This window comes from Nocardia sp. CA-136227, assembly GCF_050955695.1.
Lineage (GTDB): Bacteria > Actinomycetota > Actinomycetes > Mycobacteriales > Mycobacteriaceae > Nocardia.
The window spans coordinates 2,302,554-2,322,890 of record NZ_CP192081.1 but is presented as its reverse complement, the minus strand read 5'-3'; the positions used below and the strand labels follow the sequence as shown (position 1 = coordinate 2,322,890).

Annotated in this window: 23 protein-coding genes; 4 read left to right on the top strand and 19 right to left on the bottom strand. The window is 68.9% G+C overall.

The window, feature by feature from the left end:
* Positions 1-76: 76 nt before the first annotated feature.
* Positions 77-892, bottom strand: a complete 816-nt coding sequence (gene tsf, locus ACQP06_RS10450; RefSeq protein WP_433672024.1) for a translation elongation factor Ts — start codon at positions 890-892, stop codon at positions 77-79.
* 108 nt (positions 893-1,000) lie between these two features.
* Positions 1,001-1,882, bottom strand: coding sequence for a 30S ribosomal protein S2 (gene rpsB, locus ACQP06_RS10445; RefSeq protein ID WP_433672023.1), 882 nt, complete (start codon positions 1,880-1,882; stop codon positions 1,001-1,003).
* A gap of 388 nt (positions 1,883-2,270) precedes the next feature.
* Between rpsB and ACQP06_RS10440 the strand changes: the two genes are divergently transcribed.
* Positions 2,271-2,756 (top strand): M23 family metallopeptidase, encoded by a 486-nt coding sequence (locus tag ACQP06_RS10440; RefSeq protein ID WP_433673284.1) that lies wholly within the window; start codon positions 2,271-2,273, stop codon positions 2,754-2,756.
* Positions 2,757-2,763: 7 nt separating this feature from the next.
* Positions 2,764-3,267 carry a DUF1990 family protein gene (locus tag ACQP06_RS10435; protein ID WP_433672022.1) on the top strand — a complete coding sequence of 168 codons (504 nt, stop codon included), beginning with the start codon at positions 2,764-2,766 and terminating at the stop codon, positions 3,265-3,267.
* 69 nt (positions 3,268-3,336) lie between these two features.
* Here ACQP06_RS10435 and ACQP06_RS10430 read toward each other — a convergent pair whose 3' ends face one another.
* The 11 genes from ACQP06_RS10430 to ACQP06_RS10380 form a co-directional block, all read right to left on the bottom strand.
* Entirely contained in the window at positions 3,337-3,708 is a 372-nt protein-coding gene (locus tag ACQP06_RS10430) for a hypothetical protein (RefSeq protein WP_433672021.1), read from the bottom strand.
* 125 nt (positions 3,709-3,833) lie between these two features.
* Positions 3,834-4,610, bottom strand: coding sequence for a siderophore-interacting protein (locus ACQP06_RS10425; protein WP_433672020.1), 777 nt, complete (start codon positions 4,608-4,610; stop codon positions 3,834-3,836).
* A gap of 133 nt (positions 4,611-4,743) precedes the next feature.
* Positions 4,744-5,667, bottom strand: a complete 924-nt coding sequence (locus tag ACQP06_RS10420; protein WP_357092664.1) for a tyrosine recombinase XerC — start codon at positions 5,665-5,667, stop codon at positions 4,744-4,746.
* A gap of 81 nt (positions 5,668-5,748) precedes the next feature.
* Positions 5,749-6,951, bottom strand: a complete 1,203-nt coding sequence (gene dprA / locus ACQP06_RS10415) for a DNA-processing protein DprA (RefSeq protein WP_433672019.1) — start codon at positions 6,949-6,951, stop codon at positions 5,749-5,751.
* 2 nt (positions 6,952-6,953) lie between these two features.
* Positions 6,954-8,456 carry a YifB family Mg chelatase-like AAA ATPase gene (locus ACQP06_RS10410; RefSeq protein ID WP_433672018.1) on the bottom strand — a complete coding sequence of 501 codons (1,503 nt, stop codon included), beginning with the start codon at positions 8,454-8,456 and terminating at the stop codon, positions 6,954-6,956.
* 1 nt (position 8,457) lies between these two features.
* Complete coding sequence (locus tag ACQP06_RS10405; RefSeq protein WP_433672017.1) at positions 8,458-8,814, bottom strand: YraN family protein; 357 nt, start codon at positions 8,812-8,814, stop codon at positions 8,458-8,460.
* 86 nt (positions 8,815-8,900) lie between these two features.
* Positions 8,901-9,206: a DUF2469 domain-containing protein gene (locus tag ACQP06_RS10400; RefSeq protein WP_040859817.1), complete on the bottom strand. Its 306-nt coding sequence runs from the start codon at positions 9,204-9,206 to the stop codon at positions 8,901-8,903.
* 43 nt (positions 9,207-9,249) lie between these two features.
* The gene (locus ACQP06_RS10395) at positions 9,250-9,993 is read right to left on the bottom strand and encodes a ribonuclease HII (RefSeq protein ID WP_433673283.1); all 744 of its coding nucleotides are present in this window, start codon (positions 9,991-9,993) and stop codon (positions 9,250-9,252) included.
* Between the two features lie 30 nt (positions 9,994-10,023).
* The gene (gene lepB, locus ACQP06_RS10390) at positions 10,024-10,842 is read right to left on the bottom strand and encodes a signal peptidase I (protein WP_433672016.1); all 819 of its coding nucleotides are present in this window, start codon (positions 10,840-10,842) and stop codon (positions 10,024-10,026) included.
* Positions 10,843-10,985: 143 nt separating this feature from the next.
* The gene (gene rplS / locus ACQP06_RS10385) at positions 10,986-11,327 is read right to left on the bottom strand and encodes a 50S ribosomal protein L19 (protein WP_120737548.1); all 342 of its coding nucleotides are present in this window, start codon (positions 11,325-11,327) and stop codon (positions 10,986-10,988) included.
* A 213-nt stretch (positions 11,328-11,540) separates the two neighbouring features.
* On the bottom strand, positions 11,541-12,443 hold the full coding sequence (locus ACQP06_RS10380) for a hypothetical protein (protein ID WP_433673282.1): 903 nt from the start codon (positions 12,441-12,443) through the stop codon (positions 11,541-11,543).
* 127 nt (positions 12,444-12,570) lie between these two features.
* Here ACQP06_RS10380 and ACQP06_RS10375 point away from each other — a divergent pair, with 127 nt between their 5' ends.
* Positions 12,571-12,780, top strand: a complete 210-nt coding sequence (locus ACQP06_RS10375; RefSeq protein ID WP_357281576.1) for a TOBE domain-containing protein — start codon at positions 12,571-12,573, stop codon at positions 12,778-12,780.
* Positions 12,781-12,991: 211 nt separating this feature from the next.
* Here ACQP06_RS10375 and ACQP06_RS10370 read toward each other — a convergent pair whose 3' ends face one another.
* On the bottom strand, positions 12,992-15,403 hold the full coding sequence (locus tag ACQP06_RS10370; protein ID WP_433672015.1) for a Tex family protein: 2,412 nt from the start codon (positions 15,401-15,403) through the stop codon (positions 12,992-12,994).
* 120 nt (positions 15,404-15,523) lie between these two features.
* Here ACQP06_RS10370 and ACQP06_RS10365 point away from each other — a divergent pair, with 120 nt between their 5' ends.
* Positions 15,524-16,744, top strand: a complete 1,221-nt coding sequence (locus ACQP06_RS10365; protein WP_433672014.1) for a PQQ-binding-like beta-propeller repeat protein — start codon at positions 15,524-15,526, stop codon at positions 16,742-16,744.
* A gap of 6 nt (positions 16,745-16,750) precedes the next feature.
* Here ACQP06_RS10365 and trmD read toward each other — a convergent pair whose 3' ends face one another.
* The 5 genes from trmD to ACQP06_RS10340 form a co-directional block, all read right to left on the bottom strand.
* Positions 16,751-17,452 carry a tRNA (guanosine(37)-N1)-methyltransferase TrmD gene (gene trmD, locus ACQP06_RS10360; RefSeq protein ID WP_433672013.1) on the bottom strand — a complete coding sequence of 234 codons (702 nt, stop codon included), beginning with the start codon at positions 17,450-17,452 and terminating at the stop codon, positions 16,751-16,753.
* A gap of 4 nt (positions 17,453-17,456) precedes the next feature.
* The gene (rimM, locus tag ACQP06_RS10355) at positions 17,457-17,993 is read right to left on the bottom strand and encodes a ribosome maturation factor RimM (RefSeq protein ID WP_433672012.1); all 537 of its coding nucleotides are present in this window, start codon (positions 17,991-17,993) and stop codon (positions 17,457-17,459) included.
* Complete coding sequence (locus tag ACQP06_RS10350) at positions 17,994-18,236, bottom strand: RNA-binding protein (RefSeq protein ID WP_029930032.1); 243 nt, start codon at positions 18,234-18,236, stop codon at positions 17,994-17,996.
* Positions 18,236-18,682 (bottom strand): 30S ribosomal protein S16, encoded by a 447-nt coding sequence (gene rpsP, locus ACQP06_RS10345; protein ID WP_357092641.1) that lies wholly within the window; start codon positions 18,680-18,682, stop codon positions 18,236-18,238. Before rpsP ends, ACQP06_RS10350 begins: the two co-directional genes overlap by 1 nt.
* A 420-nt stretch (positions 18,683-19,102) precedes the next feature.
* A complete protein-coding gene (locus ACQP06_RS10340; RefSeq protein WP_433672011.1) occupies positions 19,103-20,266 on the bottom strand; it encodes an LppU/SCO3897 family protein in 1,164 nt (387 codons plus the stop codon).
* Positions 20,267-20,337 lie beyond the last annotated feature (71 nt).

Sequence of the window (20,337 nt, the reverse complement as noted above, 5' to 3'; positions counted from 1 at the left end):
GGGCCAGGCACGCGAAAAGGCCCTTCGCTCATCGAATCACGATGTGCGAAGAGCCTTCCGCGTGTGTGTCAGGCGATTACGCCTGGCCGACCTCGAAGCGGGCGAAGCGGGTGATGGTGACACCGGCGTCGTCCAGCAGGGCCTTGACGGTCTTCTTGGAGTCGGTGACCGAAGCCTGCTCCAGGAGGACGACGTCCTTGTAGTAGCCGTTGACGCGGCCTTCGACGATCTTCGGCAGCGCGGCCTCCGGCTTGCCCTCTTCCTTGGCGGTCGCCTCGGCGATCTCGCGCTCCTTGGCGACGAGCTCGGCCGGGACGTCCTCGCGGGTGAGGTACTTGGCCTTGAGGGCCGCGACCTGCATGCCGACGGCGCGGGCGGCGTCGGCGTCGGTGCCGGTGTACTCGATCAGCACGCCGACGGACGGCGGCAGGTCGGTGGCACGCTTGTGCAGGTAGACGGTGGTCTGGCCGTCGAACGCGGCGACGCGGCGCAGCTCGAGCTTCTCGCCGATCTTGGCGGCCAGCGCCTGCAGCACCTGGTCGGCGGTCTGACCGTCGACCTCGACGGCCTTCAGGGCGTCCAGGTCGGCCGGGCGGGCCTTCGCGGCGGCGGCCACGATGGCGTTCGCGACGTCCTGGAACTCCTGGTTCTTGGCCACGAAGTCGGTCTCGGAGTTGATCTCGATCAGGATGCCGTCCTGCGAGACGACCAGGCCCTCGGCGGTGGCGCGCTCAGCGCGCTTGCCGACATCCTTGGCGCCCTTGATACGCAGGAACTCGACGGCCTTGTCGAAGTCGCCCGCGTTCTCCTCGAGCGCCTTCTTGCAGTCCATCATGCCGGAGCCGGTGAGCTCGCGGAGCCGCTTCACATCGGCGGCGGTGTAGTTCGCCATCTCGGGCGAGCCTCCCTGTGTGAGTGAAAGTCTGTGGTGGTCACACCTTGCCGACCGTCATCGAACGACAGCGGTCGGCAAGGTGAACAGATGCCTGGCGGCGGTGGATCAGAAGTCGGCCGGGGTCTTGGTGGCCGGCTCTTCCTTCAGCTCCGCCTCGGCAGCGGTCTCCACGGGGGCCTCGGCGGCAGCCTCGGCCGGGGCAGCCTCGGCCGGGGCAGCCTGCGACAGCAGCTCCTGCTCCCACTCGGCGAGGGGCTCGCCCGCGCCGGCCTCCGGCTTCGAGTCGCCACCGGCACGCGAGGCACGAGCCTGCACACCCTCGGCGACGGCGGAAGCGACGACCTTGGTCAGCAGCGCGGCCGAACGGATCGCGTCGTCGTTACCCGGGATCGGGTAGTCGACCAGGTCGGGGTCGCAGTTGGTGTCCAGGATCGCGATGACCGGGATGTTCAGCTTGCGAGCCTCGCCGACGGCGATGTGCTCCTTGTTGGTGTCGACAACCCAGATGGCCGAGGGAACCTTGGCCATGTCCCGGATGCCGCCCAGGGTGCGCTCCAGCTTGTTCTTCTCACGCGTCAGCATGAGGATTTCCTTCTTGGTGCGACCCTCGAAACCGCCGGTCTGCTCCATCGACTCCAGCTCCTTCAGGCGCTGCAGCCGCTTGTGCACGGTCTGGAAGTTGGTGAGCATGCCGCCCAGCCAGCGCTGGTTCACGTAGGGCATGCCGACACGGGTCGCCTCAGAGGCGATCGACTCCTGGGCCTGCTTCTTGGTGCCGACGAAGAGGACGGTGCCGCCGTGGGCAACGGTCTCCTTGACGAACTCGTAGGCCTTGTCGATGTAGGTCAGCGTCTGCTGCAGATCGATGATGTAGATGCCGTTGCGGTCGGTGAAGATGAAACGCTTCATCTTCGGGTTCCACCGGCGGGTCTGATGACCGAAGTGCGCGCCGCTGTCGAGCAGCTGCTTCATTGTTACGACAGCCATGGCTCCGTAACTTCCTCTCGTTGCTGGTTGACACAGGAATCGGCGATCCCTGCCCTGGCGCCCACGGCCACCGGAACCCTCCGAGAACGAATCAGGGGGACCAGCCGGCGACACTCACTGTGGGCGCGCGAAGTCGGTCCGCGTTAACGCAAACCGCTGAATCAGTTTACGCAGCGGTTCCGCCAGATCGAAATCGGGCCCGGAGCAGGGGTGGATCCGAACCCGTCGACGCAGGTCAGAACGCTGCGCTTGTTCTATTCAGAATACTGAATTTCATCCACACTCGCGGGGCGGGAGGGGCTGGACGACGGTTACGGGGCGCACGCTGATTCGCATGTCCGCGAACTACTTCGATCCGGAATTTCGCCGCGCATTCTCGTCCGCGGCGATGGTGGTGATGACGGTCGTCCTGGCCGCACCCGGGTCGGCCGCGCCCGGCGGGGAGTTCGGGTGGCCGCTCGCGCCGCGGCCCGCCGTGGTGCGGGCCTTCGACAAACCCGAGCACGACTGGCTGCCCGGACATCGTGGCGTCGACCTGACGGGAAGCCGGGGACAGGCGGTGCTGGCGGCGGGTGACGGGATCGTGGTGTTCGCCGGAATCGTGGCCGGGAAACCGGTGGTCTCCATCGATCACCCGGGCGGGTTGCGCACCACCTACGAGCCGGTCACCGCGTCAATCACGGTGGGCCGCAGGCTGACTCGCGGCACCGTGATCGGCGTGCTCGCCGACGGGCATCCGCCCTGCTCTCCCTGCCTGCACTGGGGCGCCCGGCGCGACGGCGAATACGTCGATCCGCTCGGCCTGATCCATCGCGCGCCGATCCGGTTGAAACCGCTCACAGATCCGCCCACCGGGTCACGAGGCGGGCCATGATGGATCGATGCCGCAGCAGCCGTTCACTTATCCCGACGTCGGCGCGACCGCGGGCGAGTTCCCGGCGGGGTACCACCACTTCCGGCTGCGGCGCCGAATCGGTTCCGGCCGTGCGTTTTTCGACGAGGCCGCCGAACAGGTCCTCACCTATCGCATGCAACGCGGCAGCGGCGTCTTCCAGAACGCGTCGACGCCCGAGGCCCGGCCCGGCACCGACATCACCGTCCGCATCGGCTTCGGCCCGATCGGCTTCACCGCGCCCTGCCGTGTCGTCTATGTCGTGGACGAACCGAACCGCCGCGGATTCGCCTACGGCACGCTGCCGGGCCATCCGTTGCGCGGCGAGGAACTCTTCGCCGTCGAATACGACCCCGCCGACGACTCCGTGTACGGAGTCATCGCCTCGTTCTCCCACCCCGACCCCTGGTACGCCCGCCTCGGAGCACCTGTCGTCCGCCTCGTCCAGCGCTGGTTCTCCGGTCGCTACATCGCAGCGCTCGAGCCCCGCTGAGCGGCGCGGACCGCCCCACACTCGACCGGATCGTGATCGGTCAGCGGTTCGGCATTACTGAAGGCGACATCAAACTTTGAGATGAGCGGCGAGGGTAGCGGCCTCCGCGCGGAGACCGGCGGCGCGATCCGCTCCACTCTCGAACTCGGCGTATTCCCGTGCGGCGGTGAGCCGTTCGTCGATCTCGGCGCGGACGATGGCGACGACCTCGGCTTCGGTCAGTACACGGCGGGGGCGCTCGGCCGCGCCGGCGCCGACGGCGCTGCTCTCGATCGCGCCGGCCCGCGCATCGGAACCGTCCACGGCTTCGGCATTGTCGATCGCGGCCAGCGCCGAGCGCAGGGCGGCGGTGGCGTGACGGTCCCGGACCTTCATGGCGGCGGGGAGTGCTGCGCGGAGGCGTTCGCGTAAGGCGGGGGTCTCGGCGGGCGGCGGCGTCATGCCATTCGACGCTACCCGCCGAAATGCCCCGAACCGGATCTCAGCGACCGGGTGTCGCCAGCGGGGATTCGGGTGCCACACGCGGGACCCGCCGGTCAACGGGGCATCGCGAACCCGCCCCGCTGCTACGCGATCGGTTGAACGGCTGCGGGCGTGGCCTTTTCGCGTTCGGCCAGTTCGGACTTCCAGGTGCGGAAGCCCTCTTCGGTGCGGCCGCGTCGCCAGTAGCCGGAGATGGAGGACGCCCATTCGGCGGGGACGGCGCGCTCCTTGCGGATGTAAGGGCGCAGGTCGTGCATGACCGCACGGGCCTCACCGTGGATGAAGACCTGGACCCGGCCGTCTCGCCAGGGTGCGGAGCGGACGGTGGCGGCCAGCCGGTCGCCGGGTTCGGCGTCGCCGCGGTGGATCCAGGTGAGGTCCACACCCTCCGGGCGCGGGAAGGCGAGTTCGTCCGACGGGCCGCCGACCTCGACGAACACCTGGCCTACGGCGTCGGCGGGGAGAGCCGCGCAGGCGGCGGCGATGGCGGGGAGGGCGGATTCGTCGCCGGCGAGGAGGTGCCAGTCGGCGTCGGGGCGCGGGGCGTAGCCGCCGCCGGGGCCGAACAGGTCGATGGTGTCGCCGGGCTGGGCGGCGGCCGCCCAGGGGCCGGCGACGCCCTCATCGCCGTGGTGGACGAAGTCGATGGCGATCTCCTGGGCGGCGCGGTCGACTTCGCGCACGGTGTAGGTGCGCATGACGTCGCCGTCCGGGCCCGGGAAGATCAGTTTGACGTAGGCGTCGGTGCTGTCGTTGGGCTGGAAGGACGTGAAGCCCGGGCCGCCCAATCGGACCCGGATCAGGTGATCGGTCAGGTGAACCGCGTTCTGGACCACCAGCGTGATGCGTGTGCGCGCCAAAGGGCACCTCCATGGTCAGTGCATAATTAGGGTTACCTAACTGACGCTAGCACGGGTGTCGATAGGTCGTCGATAACTTTCCGATAGGCCGTAGATCACCGACCGCTTCCCCGGGTGCCGACGAACGGGCCGGTCAGGCGCGTGGGTGCGCCTGGTCGTGGACCTTCTTGAGCCGGTCGATCGAGACGTGGGTGTAGAGCTGGGTGGTGGCCATGCTGGCGTGGCCGAGGATCTCCTGCACCACGCGCAGGTCGGCGCCGCCCTCCAGCAGGTGGGTGGCGGCGGTGTGGCGGAACCCGTGCGGGCCCATGTCGGGTGCGCCGGGAATCGCGGAAACCACCTCGTGGACCACGGTTCTGGCCTGCCGGGGGTCGATGCGGCGGCCGCGGCGGCCCAGCAGCAGCGCCCGGCCCGAGTCCGGCGTCGCGAGGGCCGACCGGCCGAACCGGAGCCAGGCCTCGAGGGCTTGTTCGGCGGGCCCGCCGAAGGGCACCGACCGTTCCTTGTTGCCTTTGCCCAGCACCCGCACCAGCCGCCGTTCCCGATCGACGTCCTCGATGTCGAGGCCGCACAGCTCGCTCACGCGAATCCCGGTGGCGTACAGCATCTCCACGATCAGCCGGTCCCGCAGCGCCATCGGATCCTGCTGCGCCGCACCCGATTCCGCCGCCTCCATGGCCGCCCGGGCCTGCTCCTTCCCCAGCACCGACGGCAGCACCCGATGCGCCCGCGCCGATCCGAGGCGCGGCCCCGGATCCACCGCCAGCCGACCCGTATGCGTCAGCCACGCGGTGAATGTCCGCGCCGAGGACGCCCGCCGCGCCATCGTGGTCCGGGCCGCTCCGCCCGCCGCCTGTGCCGCGAGCCACGATCGCAGCAGGGCCAGATCCACCTCCCCCACACCGGAATCCACCGCCCGCGCCAGCAAATGTTCCAGCAATCCGCGAGCATCCCCCACATAGGCCCGCACCGTATGCGCCGACCGATTCCGACCCAATCGCAAATGCCGGCCGTACTCGGCCAGCAATGCCTCCAAATCCTCGGGCAACCCACTCATCCCCCCACGCTGACCGCATTCCGCCGCCTTTTCAAGCACCCCCGCCGCGCGATCGCGCCACACCAATTCCGGCGGACGGGATTACCGATGCCGTTCATGGGTCGCGGCAATGGCCCCGGCCCCGGAGGCCCCCGGCGACCGCATCCGATACCACCCGTCGCCATCGCAGCCGACCAGACCCGCGATCTCCAACGCGGACAGGGTGGCTCGCACCGTGGGCAATGCCAGCCCGGTGTCGGTGACCACCGCCCGCGGCAGCCGGGACCCGGTGGCGGGCAGCGCGGCCAGCACCAGCGCCTCGTCCCCGGACAGGTTGTCCTCCGGATCGGCCGGGACGGCTCCCGGCAGCGACAGCCGCAACGGCCCGGCCTCGTCGAGAATGTCCTCGGCCCGGGTCACGATGAACGCCTCCCCTTCCCGGATCATCCGGTGACACCCGATCGAGGCGGCCGAGGTGATCGGCCCCGGCACCGCCATCGCCGGACGCCCCAGCCTCCGGCACCACTTCACCGTGTTCCGAGACCCACTCCGCACCCCCGCCTCCACCACCACAACCCCATCCGCGAGCCCCGCGATCAGCCGATTCCGCGCCAGAAAATGATGCTTCCGCGCCGCCGTCCCCGGCGGATACTCGGTCACCACCAACCCCCGCTCCGCGATCTCCCCCAACAACTGGTCATGCTGCACCGGATACGGCCGATCCGGCCCACACGCGAGCACCGCGACGGTCATGCCACCCACCGCCAGCGCGGCCCGATGCGCCATCCCATCGATCCCGAAAGCCGCCCCCGACACAACAGTCCACCCTCGCGCGGCCAACTCCCCCGCGATCTCCCCCGTCGCGTGATTCCCATACCCGGTACTGCACCGGGCCCCCACCACCGCGATCGCCTTCTCGGTCGCCGTCACCAACGACTGCGTCCCCCGCACCCACAACACCAGCGGCACAGCCGCATCCGCATCATGGCCCGGATCCAACTGCCCCAACCCCAACATCCGCCACGCAGGCCACTCCCCGTCATCCGGCGTAACGACCCGCCCACCCAATCGCTCGATCAGCGCCAGATCCTCGTCCGCCCGCTCAATCCCCCGTCGCAACTCGGTAGGCCCCCGCAACACATCCGGCAACTCCCGCTCCCGCACAGCCCGAGCCGCCTCCACCACCCCCACCGACTCGATCAACGCCGACAAGGCCGCACAAGGCCCCTCCACCACCCGAGACAAGTACACCCACGCCAACCGCCGCTCATCCCCAGCGGCGCTCGTCTTCACGGTTTCGCTCATGCTCACCCCCGCTGCCGGAAACTCAACGCCTGCAGGATGTCCTGCGCGTTCGGAATATCGCCGCCCCGCAAATCCGCCACGGTCCAGGCCACTCTGATCGCTCGATCCGCGCCACGCGCCGACATGCGCCCGTGCTGCAGGGCGTTCTCCACCGGGGCGAGCGCTTCGCGTGGCAGCCGGAACCGTTGACGGAGCACATGTCCGGGGACCTGGGCATTGGTCGTCAGGCCCAGATCGGCCCACCGCTTCGAGGCGGCCTCGCGGGCCGCGGCCACCCGCGTCCGGACCACCTCGCTGCCCTCCACCTCGTCGCCGCTGAACGCACCGGCCGCCTGGGCGTGCATCCGGACCGCCAGGTCGATCCGGTCCATCAGCGGACCGGACAGCTTGCCGAGGTAGCGGCGGCGAGCCAAAGGCGCACAGATGCAATCGATATCGCGCGCCGGTGCGCAGGGGCAAGGATTGGCCGCGAGCACCAGTTGGAAGCGGGCGGGGAATCGCGACACCCCATCGCGCCGGGCGATACGCACTTCGCCCTCCTCGAGCGGAGTTCGCAGCGCCTCCAGAACTTTCGTGCTGATCTCGGCGCACTCGTCGAGGAACAACACCCCGCGATGGGCGCAGCTGACTGCCCCGGGTCGAGCCGAACCCGAACCGCCGCCGACCATGGCGGCCACCGATGACGAGTGATGCGGAGCCACGAACGGTGGCGCGGTGATCAACGGCGAATCGTCCGACAGCGTGCCCGCCACCGAGTGAATCGCGGTCACCTCCAGTGAATCCCGCTCGCGCAGCGGAGGCAGCAGTCCCGGAAGTCGTTGAGCGAGCATGGTCTTGCCGATCCCCGGCGGCCCGGTGAGCAGCAGGTGGTGACCACCGGCCGCCGCGACCTCCAACGCCCACCGTGCTTCCTCCTGGCCGACGACCTCACGCAGATCGCCGATCGAGGGCACGGGTTGCGGCGGCACGAGCTCCGGAACGGTCAGTTCTGCGCCGCCGCGCAGCCAGTCGAGGAGTTCGAGGAGGGTGGCGGCGCCGAGGACTCGGATGCCGTCGACCAAGCCTGCTTCGGGGAGGGCGGCGGTGGGGACGATGACGGTTCGGCGGCCGGCGTTTCGGGCGGCGAGGACTGCGGGGAGGATGCCTCGTACTCGGCGGACGCGGCCGTCGAGGGCCAGTTCGCCGAGTAGGACGGATTCGGCGAGGCGGTTGGAGGGGATGACTCCTGCCGCGTCGAGGACCGCGCCGGCGAGGGCGAGGTCGTAGACGCTGCCCACTTTGGGGAGGGTGGCGGGAGACAGGGCCAGGATTACGCGGCCGTCGGGCCATTTTTCGCCGGTGTTCGAGACGGCTGCCCGGACTCGGTCTCGGGATTCCTGGAGGGTGGTGTCGGGGCGGCCGACGAGGTGGACCGACGGGAGGCCCTGGCCTATATCGGCTTCGATTTCTACGAGTTGGCCCTCGACGCCGTTGACGGCGACGGAGTAGGCCCTGCCGAGGGGCATGTCAGAACGCCGCCTTCAGGTGCAGGATCTCCGGTGGGCGGCCGGGGCGCAGGATGACGGAGACGACGTCGAAGCGGATGCGCTGGAAGGGGCCGGGGTGGGCCTGCAGCCAGTGGCGGGCCACGGTGCGGATGCGCTGCTGTTTGAGGAGGGTGACGGCCTCCTCGGGGCGGCCGCAGCTCAGATTGCGGCGGGTTTTGACCTCGACGAAGGCGGTGATGTCGCCCTCGCGGGCAATGAGGTCGAGTTCACCGTAGCGGCATCGCCAATTGCGGGCGACGATCGACATCCCGGCCGTGCGGAGATAGTCCGCGGCCAGGTCTTCCCCCTGCGCTCCCAGCGCCAGATGCTGTGCCATTCAGCCAGCATGGCCGCGCCCGTACCGGACGCGGCCATGCCGACCTGGGAAAACAGCGAGGCTGGGGATAACCTCCAGCCTGTGGATCAGTCGGGAAGCCGCAGGTCGGTCTTCTCCAGCTCTTCGATATTCACGTCTTTGAAGGTGATCACGCGAACGTGCTTCACGAAGCGGGCGGGCCGGTACATGTCCCACACCCATGCATCCGACATCCGAACCTCGAAGTACACCTCGCCATCGGCGTTCTGCGGACGCAGTTCGACGGAATTGGCGAGGTAGAAGCGACGCTCGGTCTCCACCACGTACGAGAATTGCCCGACGATGTCCTTGTACTCGCGGTACAGGGATAGCTCCATCTCGGTTTCGTACTTCTCGAGGTCCTCGGCGCTCATCGGGTGGAACGTCCTCCTTGTCGCCCAACTGGGTGTAGAAACATCATCCCGCATACGCCGTGTCGGTAGCCACTCGGCCGGTCTCCCGGACGTTTCGCCACGATCGACGGTGCTCGGGCGTGATGCCGAGACGGGTCAGCGCCTCACTGTGCTCGGGGGTGTTGTAGCCCTTGTGGCCCGCGAAACCGTAGCCGGGATACTCGCGGTCCATCTCGACCATCATGCGGTCGCGGGTCACCTTGGCCAGCACGCTGGCGGCGGCGATACAGGCCGCGGACGCGTCGCCGCCAATCACCGGCAGCGAGGGCACCGGAATGCCCGGCACCCGGAACCCGTCGGTGAGCACGTAGCCGGGCACCGGATCGAGTCCGGCCACCGCCCGCCGCATGCCCTCGATATTGGCCACGTGGATGCCGATGGCGTCGATCTCCCAGGCCGGGATCACCACCACCGACCAGGCCAGCGCGATCCGCTTGATGATCGGGAACAGCTGCTCACGGGTGTTCTCGGTGAGCTTCTTGGAATCGTCGAGACCGGCCAGCGAGGTGTAGGCCTTGGGCGGTAGCAGGCAGGAGGCGACGACCAGCGGTCCGGCCGAGCAACCGCGCCCGGCCTCGTCCACGCCCGCGACCGGGCCCAGTCCGCTGCGGATCAGCGCGGCCTCGAGCGTGCGTAGCCCGCCCGCCTGCCGCATCACCACGCGCGGCGGCCAGTCACCGCGGTCGATCCGCTGAATCTTCTTACCGCCGCGCTCCTTCCGGCGCGCGCCGGCGGCTCCGCCTGCCATCTTCCCCACCGGTCGATTATCTCGCGATTCTCAGTTCGTCTGCGGGTTCTCGGCCCGGACCGGACCGATGCGGCTGGGCGGCCAGATCTTGAACACGGCCTTGCCGCGCACATCGTCGACCGGGACGGTGCCGTTCAGCTCGTCGCGCATGTGATAGCGGGAGTCGGCGGATTCGGCGCGGTTGTCGCCCATCACCCACAGGTTGCCCTCGGGCACCTTGACCTCGGGGAACGCGCGGCCGCCGGCATTGAACTGGATGTCGGGGTTCTGCGCGTTGAACGGGTTGTTGTGCAGCACGTACGGCTCGTCGAGCGGCTTCCACTCCGAACCGGGGGCGCTGTCCTTGACCAGGATGCGGCCCTGCGCGTCACAGCATTTGACCGACTGGCCACCCGTCGCGATGACCCGCTTGACCAGGTCGTTCTCGTCCGGCGGCACCAGGCCGAAGAAGGACAGGAAGTTCTGGACGCCGCGGACCGCGGTGTTCGACGAGCGGATCGACTTGTAGTGCCGGTTCCAGTCGTCGGTCGGGCCGACGAAGACCACCACGTCGCCCGGCTCCGGGTCGCCGAAGTAGTAGCTCAGCTTCTGCACGTAGATGCGGTCACCGGTACAGCCCGCGCACCCGTGCAGGGTGGGTTCCATGGACTGCGACGGGATCACGTACGGCCGGCCTATGAAGGTCACCAGCAGCGCCACGATCAACGCCGCGAATCCGATCAGGATGGGCAGCTCTTGCCAGAACGGGCGCTGCTTCTTCTTCGGCTTCGGCTGCAGGGGTTCGGGCGTCTGGGACCCATTGCCATCGCCCGACCCGGACTTCGTCACCGACTCGCTCTCGTCTGCCACCGGAACAGAGTAGCCCGGCACCGCGAAGAACCATGCGGTGCCGGGCTACTCGGCGTCGGCGAGCCGACAATGAAGCATTGTGGCGAGCCGACGGTGATGCTCTGTGAGAACCGATCCCCGACGAGTCGGGGACGGTCGCTACCTCAGCGCTTCTCCTTGATCTTGGCGGCCTTGCCGCGCAGATCGCGCAGGTAGTACAGCTTGGCGCGACGCACGTCACCGCGGGTCACGACCTCGATCTTGTCGAGGTTGGGGCTGTGCACCGGGAAGGTGCGCTCCACGCCGACACCGAACGACACCTTGCGCACGGTGAAGGTCTCGCGGATGCCACCGTTCTGGCGGCGGATGACGACGCCCTTGAAGACCTGGACTCGCTCCTTGTTGCCTTCAATAACCTTCACGTGCACGTTGACGGTGTCACCCGGGCGGAAGTCCGGGATGTCGTTGCGCAGCGAGCTTGCGTCGACGAAGTCGAGGGTGTTCATGTCCGTCCTTATTGGTTTTCGCGCGAACAGAGGAACCTGGCGGCTACCCGGGGAGGGTGCTCTACCGGTTCGTGCTCCGGATAATTGGGCGGTGCCCGGGCGCGGTGCGCCCAAGGCAACCTGAGCATTGTGCCAGACGACGCGGCCCGGACGGGAATCGGGGGCGACCGGCAGGCGGCCGACCGGCGCGATCCGCCGCCGGGCCCCGGCAAGCTACGGGCTGTCGACCGGTTCGGTCGGGCGCTCGAAGGGCTTGCGGCCCGGCATCAAGTGTAGGTGGGTCGGCGGTGGCGCCGGCGGGGCCGGGACCACGGTGCGGCTCAGCTCCTCCTCGGCGGCGCGCAGGACGTGCTCGGCGTCGGGCTTTCCGGCCAGCACATCCTGCACGAAGATCTTGGCGCGGATCATCGGGCGTCGGTAGCGGCGTTCCCGCACCATGGCGCGGCGCATGAGACCCGAGCGGGTGCCGTAGCGCCAGCGGGCCCAGGGCGCGCCCGGGCGGCTGAGTCGCAGCGCGCCGATGAAGAGCAGGGGCGGGAAGAACATGCCGAACAGACCGGTCCAGATCTTGCCCTTGGCGATGACGATCGCGGCGAGCAGCAGGTTCATCAACGCGAACGCGATCGTGAACAAGCGCTCGGGCACATTCGGATCGGACCGCAACTCGCGCAGGTCCCCGATGTCGAGCAGCCACAGCGGATGGAAACCCAGCAGCAGCAAGCCTGTCACGGCCAAGGCGACGAACACCGCGTCGACCGAGGTGCGGCCCTGCTCCTCCCAGTACACGTCGCGCAGGTAGTAGATGAGCGCGAACTCGTCGAGCACCAGGGCCGCGCCGAGCCCGAAAACCGCGGCGAGCGCACTGATCACGCCGACCGTGCTCTGATACAGCGCGACCAGTCCCATGCCGGACCCGAGCACCAGCACCACGCCGAACACCATGTGATGGATGTGCACGTCGCCCGCGCGGACATTGCCCGGCCACCACCGCACCTCTTTCCGGATGAGCCGCACGCTGATCCGGATCAACAGGAATCCGACGATGAACCCCAGCAGCAGGCATGCCAGCGGCATTCGGCCGTGCGCCACCACGACATCTTCCCACCACCGCCGCACATGCATGCCCGTGTCGCCTCCGGAATCCTCACGCGAACCCCAACCCCCGCCACGCTACCCGGGTCCAAGATCGGCACGCCGAGATCACGAACACGCGGCGACGCGACGGAGCTATACCCTGGCGACCATGCGACTGAGTACACGAAATCAACTCGATGGAACGGTCACCCAGGTCACCCGCGGCGAGGCCATGGCCGTCGTCCGCATCCGCCTCACCGGTGGCGACGAGATCACCTCCTCCATCACCCGCGATGCCGCCGACGACCTCGGCCTGGCCGACGGCACGCCCGTCAAGGTCCTGATCAAATCGACCGAAGTCTCGCTCGGCGTCGAATAGCCGCCCGGAGCGGCCTAGCCGGGCCCGATCCGCCTCCGCCGCTCCACTTTTCACCACCCCGCTCGACCTGCGACGACAGCCGGGTTGTCGGTCCACACCGGTTGTCGATCCCGACGGCACCCCGCACCGCGTCGGCTCCCCGATCCCGGAAGAGCCGTCCGGCCGCGCCCTGAGGTGGGCGCGGCCGGATGGGTGGTTCAGAACAGGTCGGTCAGCGACCGAAGCCCGCGCGGCGCAGAGCGTCGGCCATGCTGCCGCTGGCGGCGGGCTGGTTGCGGTTGCCGCCGCCCTGATTGCGGTTGCCGCCCTGGCGGTTTCCGCCGGAGCGGTCGCCACCCTGACGATCGCCGCCCTGACGGTTGCCACCGCCGCGCTGGCCGCCGCCCTGGTTGGCGCGGGGACCGCCGCGCTCGGGCTTGCCGGCGCCGGGCTCGTCGTCGAGGCGCAGCGACAGGCCGATGCGCTGGCGCTGGACATCCACTTCCAGGACCTTGACCTTCACGACATCGCCGGACTTCACGACCTCGCGCGGATCCTTGACGAAGTTGTGGGACATGGCCGAGACGTGGACCAGGCCGTCCTGGTGGACGCCGATGTCGACGAACGCGCCGAACGCGGCCACATTGGTGACGACGCCCTCGAGCACCATGCCGGGCTTCAGGTCGGCGACCTTCTCGATGCCCGCGGCGAATTCGGCCGTCTTGAACTCCGGTCGCGGGTCGCGGCCGGGCTTCTCGAGCTCGGAGATGATGTCGGAGACGGTGGGGACACCGAACTGCTCGTCGGTGAAGTCCGCGGGACGCAGGGCGCGCAGCGCGGAGGTGTTGCCGATGATCTCCTTGATGCCCTTGCCGCTGGCGTCGAGGATGCGGCGGACCACCGGGTACGCCTCGGGGTGCACGCCGGAGGTGTCGAGCGGGTCGTCGCCCTCGCGGATGCGGAGGAAGCCGGCGCACTGCTCGAAGGCCTTGGGGCCCAGGCGCGGGACGTCCTTGAGCCCGGCGCGGTTACGGAACGGGCCGTTGGCATCGCGGTGGGCCACAATGGATTCGGCGATCGAGTTGGAGATGCCCGACACCCGCGACAGCAGCGGGACCGAGGCGATGTTCACGTCGACGCCGACCGCGTTCACCGCGTCCTCGACCACCGCGCCCAGCGAACGGGCCAGCAGGGTCTCGGACACGTCGTGCTGGTACTGGCCGACACCGATGGACTTCGGGTCGATCTTCACCAGTTCGGCCAGGGGGTCCTGGAGGCGGCGGGCGATGGACACCGCGCCGCGCAGCGACACGTCCATGTCGGGCAGCTCCGCGGAGGCGTACGCGGAGGCCGAGTACACCGACGCGCCCGCCTCGGAGACCACGATCTTGGTGGGCTTGTTCTCCGGGATGCGCGAGATCAGTTCGGTGGCAAGGGCGTCGGTCTCGCGGGAGGCGGTGCCGTTGCCGATGGCGATCAGCTCCACATTGAACCGGGCGACCAGTGCGCCGAGCACGGCGAGCGACTTCTCGGTCTGCCCCTGCGGCTTGTGCGGGTAGATGACCTCGGTGGCGACGGCCTTACCGGTGGAGTCGACCACGGCCACCTTCACACCGGTGCGGTAGCCCGGGTCCAGGCCCATGGTGGTGCGAGTGCCCGCCGGGGCGGCCAGCAGCAGGTCGCGCAGGTTGGCGGCGAACACGTCGACGGCATCGCGTTCGGCGGACTGGCGCAACCGCATCCGGGTGTCGATACCCAGGCTGACCTGCAACTTGGTCCGCCACGCCCAGCGCACGGTGTCCAGCAGCCAGCCGTCGGCGGCCCGGCCACGATCGGCGATGTCGAACTTGACGGCGATGCGGCCCTCGTAGATCGAGCGCTGCCCGTCCTCGAGCTCCTCGGTGTCGGGTTCGAGGTGCAGGTTGAGCACCTCCTCCTTCTCGCCGCGCAGCAGCGCCAGAATGCGGTGCGAGGGGAGCTTGGAGAACGGCTCGGAGAATTCGAAGTAGTCGGCGAACTTCGCGCCCGCCTCTTCCTTGCCCGCGCGCACGGACGAGGACACCTGGCCGCGGTCCCACATCAATTCGCGCAGTTCACCGACCAGGTCGGCGTCCTCGGCGAAACGCTCAACCAGGATGGCGCGGGCGCCGTCGAGCTGTTCGGCGTTGTACTGCGCGGGATCGGTGGTGGGGTCGCCCAGCAGCGCGTCGGCCACCGGCTCGTGCCCGGCCTCGCGCGCGATCTGCGCCTTGGTGCGCCGCTTCGGCTTGAACGGCAGGTAGATGTCCTCGAGGCGGGCCTTGGTGTCGGCGAGCATGATCTGCGTGTGCAGCGCGTCGTCCAATTTGCCCTGGCCACGGATGGATTCGATGATCGAGCCCCGGCGCTCGTCGAGTTCTCGCAGGTAGTGGAGGCGCTCGTCGAGGGTGCGTAGCTGCGCGTCGTCGAGTCCGCCGGTGACTTCCTTGCGGTAGCGGGCGATGAACGGCACGGTCGAGCCGGCATCCAGGAGTTCGACGGCGGAGCGCACCTGCTCCTCGCGCACGCCCAGCTCGTCGGCGATACGCCGGCCGACGCTGGCGAGGCGGACGGTGCCGGTGGCACCTGCGGATGCTGCGCTGACGGTTTCGGAGGCTGTCGTCACGCCCGCAGACACTACCGCCGTCGTCCGACGCCCGGTGCAACGCCCACGCGCGATTCGGTCCGTTCTGTCCCGCGAGTCTCGGATCGGCGCGCCGCGAGGCCGGTGGCAGGATCGACCCCCGTGCCGATCCCGACTCTGCGCGAACGTGTTCCACGTCGAGTGTTGCGGGCCTGCGCCCATGCCGCCTTGGCGGCGGGGCTGGCGGTGGCCGCGGCGGGCTGTGGTTCGAGCGGTTCCGCCTCCACCACCGACGGATCCACGGTGCCCGACCTGGATCCGAGCGCGGTCAAGATGCTGCCACTGGGCCCGAGCGAGTCCTTCGGAGTCACGTCCACGGGGGTTTACACGCTGGCCGACGACGGGATCACCGGCGTGGACATCCGTACCGGACAACAGCTTTGGAAGATCGCGTCGACCGGAAATCCGCCCGAGCAGGGCAAGATCCAGGTGCTGGACTCCGGCCGTGTGCTGCTGGCCGGATGGCAGGGCACTCCAGGCCTGACCGCCTACGACACCGGGACCGGCGCGCGGCTGTGGGACACCCCGGCCGAGCAGTGGTTCGAGTCGGATTCCACCACCGGGCAATTCGTCCACTTCGATCCGCGCACCGGCGAGCAGCGCTGGTCTGTGGATCCGGGCACGCTCGGTTGCGCCACGCCATTGCCGAAAGACCTTCCAGCCCTGTTCGATTCGGATGTGCCCAGCCTGGCCGAAGGTCCCGGCGTCGTCATGTTCCGCTGTGCCGCGGCAGGCGGCCGGACCGTCGTCGGCGGTCTCGATCGCACCACCGGATCCACGGTCTGGCATCGCGACATCCCCGAGAAGGGCAATTTCCTGCGCGGCCCCGGACGGATGGCCATCGTGGTGACCGACGGCAGCATCGACACCGTCGACATGGCCACCGGGTCCTCACTCGGCAGCCGGAAAGCCGCCTCCGACAAGGAATTCCGCGCCCTGCTCGCCGACGGTTCGTCGCTCACGATGGACAGTTATGTCATCGCCGACGACAAGGACATGCGGCTGCAATCCCCCGACGGCAGCGTCCGCTGGAGCGTGCCCCTGGACGCGCACAAGGAGGAGATGCAGCCGTCGATGGTGAGCAGCCGCAACGCCGTCTTCCTGCTCATGCGGGAGGGCAGCGGGTCCAAGGCATGGCTGGTGGCCTACGACACCAGGAACGGCAAACGGACCGTCGTCCTCGGCCCGGACCCGACCACGGCGGGCGAAAAGCCCACGCTCACCATGAATCTGGACATCTCGCACACCCGGCTCTATCCCGCGCCGTGGGGAATCCTCGTCACGGGTTCGGACAACAGTTACGCCGCCATCCCGAAACGCTGACCGGTCTCAGCCGAGTTCGGTCGGCGCGGCCTCGGGCAGCAGGTCGGGCCGGCGCTCGGCCGTGCGTTCCAGCGACTGCTCGTGCCGCCACTGCGCGATCTTGGCGTGATTGCCGGACAACAGGATCTCCGGCACGTCCAGCCCGCGCCAGCTCACCGGCCGCGTGTAGGACGGGCCCTCGAGCAGTCCGTCGGAGAACGAATCCTGTTCGTGGGACTGCTGATTGCCCAGCACGCCCGGGATCAACCGGACGAACGCCTCGGTCATGACCAGCACCGCGGCCTCGCCGCCGATCAGCACGTAATCGCCGATGCTGACCTCCTCGACGCGCACGCGCCGCGCGGCATCGTCGAAGACCCGCTGGTCGATGCCCTCGTAGCGGCCGCACGCGAACACGATGTGCTGTTCGCCCGACCAGCGTTGCGCGGTCTCCTGGGTGAACGGCACGCCCGCGGGGGTGGGCACCACCAGCAGGGCATTGTCCGGGCACACCTCGTCGAGGGCGTCGCCCCACACGGTCGGTTTCATGACCATGCCGGGCCCGCCGCCGTAGGGGGTGTCGTCCACGGATTTGTGCACGTCATGGGTCCAGTGGCGCAGATCGTGCACCTCGACCTCGAGCAGGCCCTTGTCGATGGCCTTGCCCAGCAAGGCCGCTCGCATCGGCTCGAGGTATTCGGGGAAGATCGTGACGACGTCGATACGCATGCCGCTACTCCGGGTCCAGCAGGCCCTCGGGCGGGTCGATGACGATCAGCCCGTCGGCGACGGACACGGTCGGCACCATGGCCAGCACGAACGGCACCAGGATCTCCCGGCCCGCGGGCGGGTAGGCGTCCCCGGCCTTGATCGAGAGCAGTTCTCCCGCAGCGGAATGCAGCACTTCGTTGACCGTGCCGACGAGGGTTCCGTCGGCGAGTTCGACGCGGAGCCCTTCGAGCTCGTGGTCGTAGTACTCGTCCGGATCCTCGGAGGGCGGCAGGTCCGCGGTGTCGACCACGAACAGCATGCCGCGCAACGCATCCGCGGCGGTGCGATCGACGAGCCCGTCCAGACGCAGCAGAAGCCGGCCCGAGTGCTCCCGGGCCGACTCCACTACGAATTCCTGCGTCTGCTTCGCGCGCGGCAGCTTCCCCGTGAGGACGCTGCCGGGCGCGAACCGCAGATCCGGCTCGTCGGTGCGGACATCTACGACGAGTTCGCCACGCACACCGTGCGATTTGGCGACCCGCCCGACGACCAGTTCCATCTACTGATCCGTGTCGACCACGTCGACGCGAATGCCCTTGCCGCCGATGCCGGCGACCAGGGTGCGCAGCGCGGTCGCGGTACGACCGCCGCGACCGATCACCTTGCCCAGATCGTCGGGGTGCACGTGCACCTCGACGGTGCGGCCACGACGGCTGGTGATCAGCTCGACGTGGACGTCGTCCGGATTGGCGACGATGCCGCGAACCAGATGTTCGACGGCATCAGCCACGACGGCGCTCATTACTCGGCGGCTTCGGTGGTGGCCTCAGCAGCCTCGGCCTCGGCGGCCTCGTCCTTCTTGGCGGCCTTCTTCTTGGGGGTGACGGCCTCGGCGACCGGCTCGTTCTCGGCGGCGGCCAGCGCGGCGTTGAACAGGTCCAGCTTGGACGGCTTCGGGGCCGCGACCTTCAGGGTGCCCTCGGCGCCCGGCAGGCCCTTGAACTTCTGCCAGTCGCCGGTGATCTCCAGCAGACGCTTCACCGGCTCGGTCGGCTGCGCGCCGACACCCAGCCAGTACTGGGCGCGCTCGGAGTCGATCTGGATGAGCGAGGGCTCCTGCTTCGGCTGGTAGATGCCGATCGACTCGATGGCGCGGCCGTCACGACGGGTGCGGGCGTCGGCGACGACGATGCGGTACTGGGGGTTGCGGATCTTGCCCAGACGGGTCAGCTTGATACGAACAGCCATGAGCTGCTTCCTTTCAAAGGTTGGTCACGTCGCAATTCAGCGACCCACTCGCGGTGGGCCCGGTTTTGCGTCAAGTGCTGTGACCGCCGCGCGGTACGGAACCGGAGACGGGCTGACACTGTCCTCGATGAGGACGGTCGTTCATTCTGCCAGACCCCCGTCCGGCCGGAGAAATCGCCCCGCAACCCCCGGAAACGGCGACAGCCCACCGGAGGGTCCCGATGGGCTGTGACCGTACCCGCCGCTAGTTCGGGGTCGAGCTGCCCGAGGTCAGCAGCTTCACGATCAGTCCGGCCAGCACGCTGATGGCCAGGGCTTCGATGGAACCCACGGTCGTTCTCCTCATCAGGGGTCGAGAAATGAAACGTGTGAAGCATGCACGATTCACTATCCCCGCGCAGGGGAATCGGCAGAAGAGTCCTACCGGCGGCGCAGACAGATGGTCAGGCCCGTGGTGACGCCGGGGTCGTAGGTCAAGCTGACCCCCGTGCCCGCCGGGCAGGCGTTGTCGTTCGAATCGTGGCGATCGGTGACCTCGTACTCGGCCTTCGACTCCGCGCAGTCGATGCGGTGCAGACCGGCGGCCGACGAGGCGCGGACTCCGTTGTCGGTGACGCAGTCGCCCACCACGGCGTACCGCGCATCACCGAGATCGGCCGGGCCCATGCAGACCACCAGCACCAGATCCGTCTTGTCGTTGCCGCGGGTGAACACCGAGTTCGCACCCAGATCGTCCGAGCACTCCGGGCGCGCGGGCATGCCGTGGACGGTGCGCACCGACAGGACCCGCTGCGAGGCGCCCGAAGCGGTGCAGGCCACCTTCTTCATGGTGTTGCGGTCGCCGCAGTCACCGAGCTTCGCGGTGCCCATCGAGGTGGTGTCGGTGTCATTGGCGCACACCACGATCGCGCGGCCGCCCAGCGAGGACTGCGCGAACGCCATCCGCGCCGCCGGATACTGCTTGCACGCCTGATCGGTGACCGGGACCTTCGTATGCAGTTCGATCGCAACGACTTTCGCCGGTGCGGGGGTCATGCCGCAGTCGACCCGGGTCAGAGTGTCCCCCGCGCCCTTCACGTCGACGCAGTCCTCGGCCTGCAACGCGCCCGGGTCGGTGAGATTGAACCGGGTCGGGGCCAGGCACAGGATGGTGCTCGTCCCCTTGCCCGCCACGGGCCACTCGGTCACCGCGCGGGTGGCGTCGGGGTACTTCGCGCACGCCGTTTCCACCGGGAACACCAGATCCTCGCGGGCCACGATCCTGTACAGCGAGTACTCGTCACCGCATCCGTGCACCACGGGCTTGACGGGCGTCTCGAGCGCGACGCAGGCGCCGACGGGGAACGCCACCGGATCCGGCCGGGTGAGCACCCACCCGAACAATGCCGACGCCGCGCCGACGATCACCACCGCGAGCACCGCGCCCCACACCCACCACCGCCGCTTCCGCGGGGCCGAGGTGGGAATCCCCGGTGCGTCGGCCGAAACCGCCGGCCCCCAGCCGGGATTCGCCTCGACCGGCTGCCCGGGCGACTGGTCCCTCGGCGGTGCCACGCGGGCGACGGGATCGGATGGTTCGAGCATGGTTCCCTCCCACGGACTGCTGCAGAAACTCTCCGCGACAATGCAGGGGGAGATCGTAAGACCCGGCATTT

Bases quoted from the DNA above. Each gene is read 5' to 3' on its own strand.
- rpsB (WP_433672023.1), bottom strand. From the start codon at position 1,882: ATGGCTGTCGTAACAATGAAGCAGCTGCTCGACAGCGGCGCGCACTTC.
- ACQP06_RS10435 (WP_433672022.1), top strand. From the start codon at position 2,764: ATGCCGCAGCAGCCGTTCACTTATCCCGACGTCGGCGCGACCGCGGGC.
- dprA (WP_433672019.1), bottom strand. From the start codon at position 6,951: ATGAGCGAAACCGTGAAGACGAGCGCCGCTGGGGATGAGCGGCGGTTG.
- ACQP06_RS10440 (WP_433673284.1), top strand. From the start codon at position 2,271: ATGGTGGTGATGACGGTCGTCCTGGCCGCACCCGGGTCGGCCGCGCCC.
- ACQP06_RS10395 (WP_433673283.1), bottom strand. From the start codon at position 9,993: ATGGCAGGCGGAGCCGCCGGCGCGCGCCGGAAGGAGCGCGGCGGTAAG.
- rimM (WP_433672012.1), bottom strand. From the start codon at position 17,993: ATGGAACTGGTCGTCGGGCGGGTCGCCAAATCGCACGGTGTGCGTGGC.
- tsf (WP_433672024.1), bottom strand. From the start codon at position 892: ATGGCGAACTACACCGCCGCCGATGTGAAGCGGCTCCGCGAGCTCACC.
- rplS (WP_120737548.1), bottom strand. From the start codon at position 11,327: ATGAACACCCTCGACTTCGTCGACGCAAGCTCGCTGCGCAACGACATC.
- ACQP06_RS10405 (WP_433672017.1), bottom strand. From the start codon at position 8,814: ATGGCACAGCATCTGGCGCTGGGAGCGCAGGGGGAAGACCTGGCCGCG.
- ACQP06_RS10430 (WP_433672021.1), bottom strand. From the start codon at position 3,708: ATGACGCCGCCGCCCGCCGAGACCCCCGCCTTACGCGAACGCCTCCGC.
- ACQP06_RS10375 (WP_357281576.1), top strand. From the start codon at position 12,571: ATGCGACTGAGTACACGAAATCAACTCGATGGAACGGTCACCCAGGTC.
- ACQP06_RS10350 (WP_029930032.1), bottom strand. From the start codon at position 18,236: ATGAGCGCCGTCGTGGCTGATGCCGTCGAACATCTGGTTCGCGGCATC.
- ACQP06_RS10420 (WP_357092664.1), bottom strand. From the start codon at position 5,667: ATGAGTGGGTTGCCCGAGGATTTGGAGGCATTGCTGGCCGAGTACGGC.
- rpsP (WP_357092641.1), bottom strand. From the start codon at position 18,682: ATGGCTGTTCGTATCAAGCTGACCCGTCTGGGCAAGATCCGCAACCCC.
- ACQP06_RS10400 (WP_040859817.1), bottom strand. From the start codon at position 9,206: ATGAGCGCCGAGGACCTCGAGAAGTACGAAACCGAGATGGAGCTATCC.
- ACQP06_RS10410 (WP_433672018.1), bottom strand. From the start codon at position 8,456: ATGCCCCTCGGCAGGGCCTACTCCGTCGCCGTCAACGGCGTCGAGGGC.
- ACQP06_RS10340 (WP_433672011.1), bottom strand. From the start codon at position 20,266: ATGCTCGAACCATCCGATCCCGTCGCCCGCGTGGCACCGCCGAGGGAC.
- trmD (WP_433672013.1), bottom strand. From the start codon at position 17,452: ATGCGTATCGACGTCGTCACGATCTTCCCCGAATACCTCGAGCCGATG.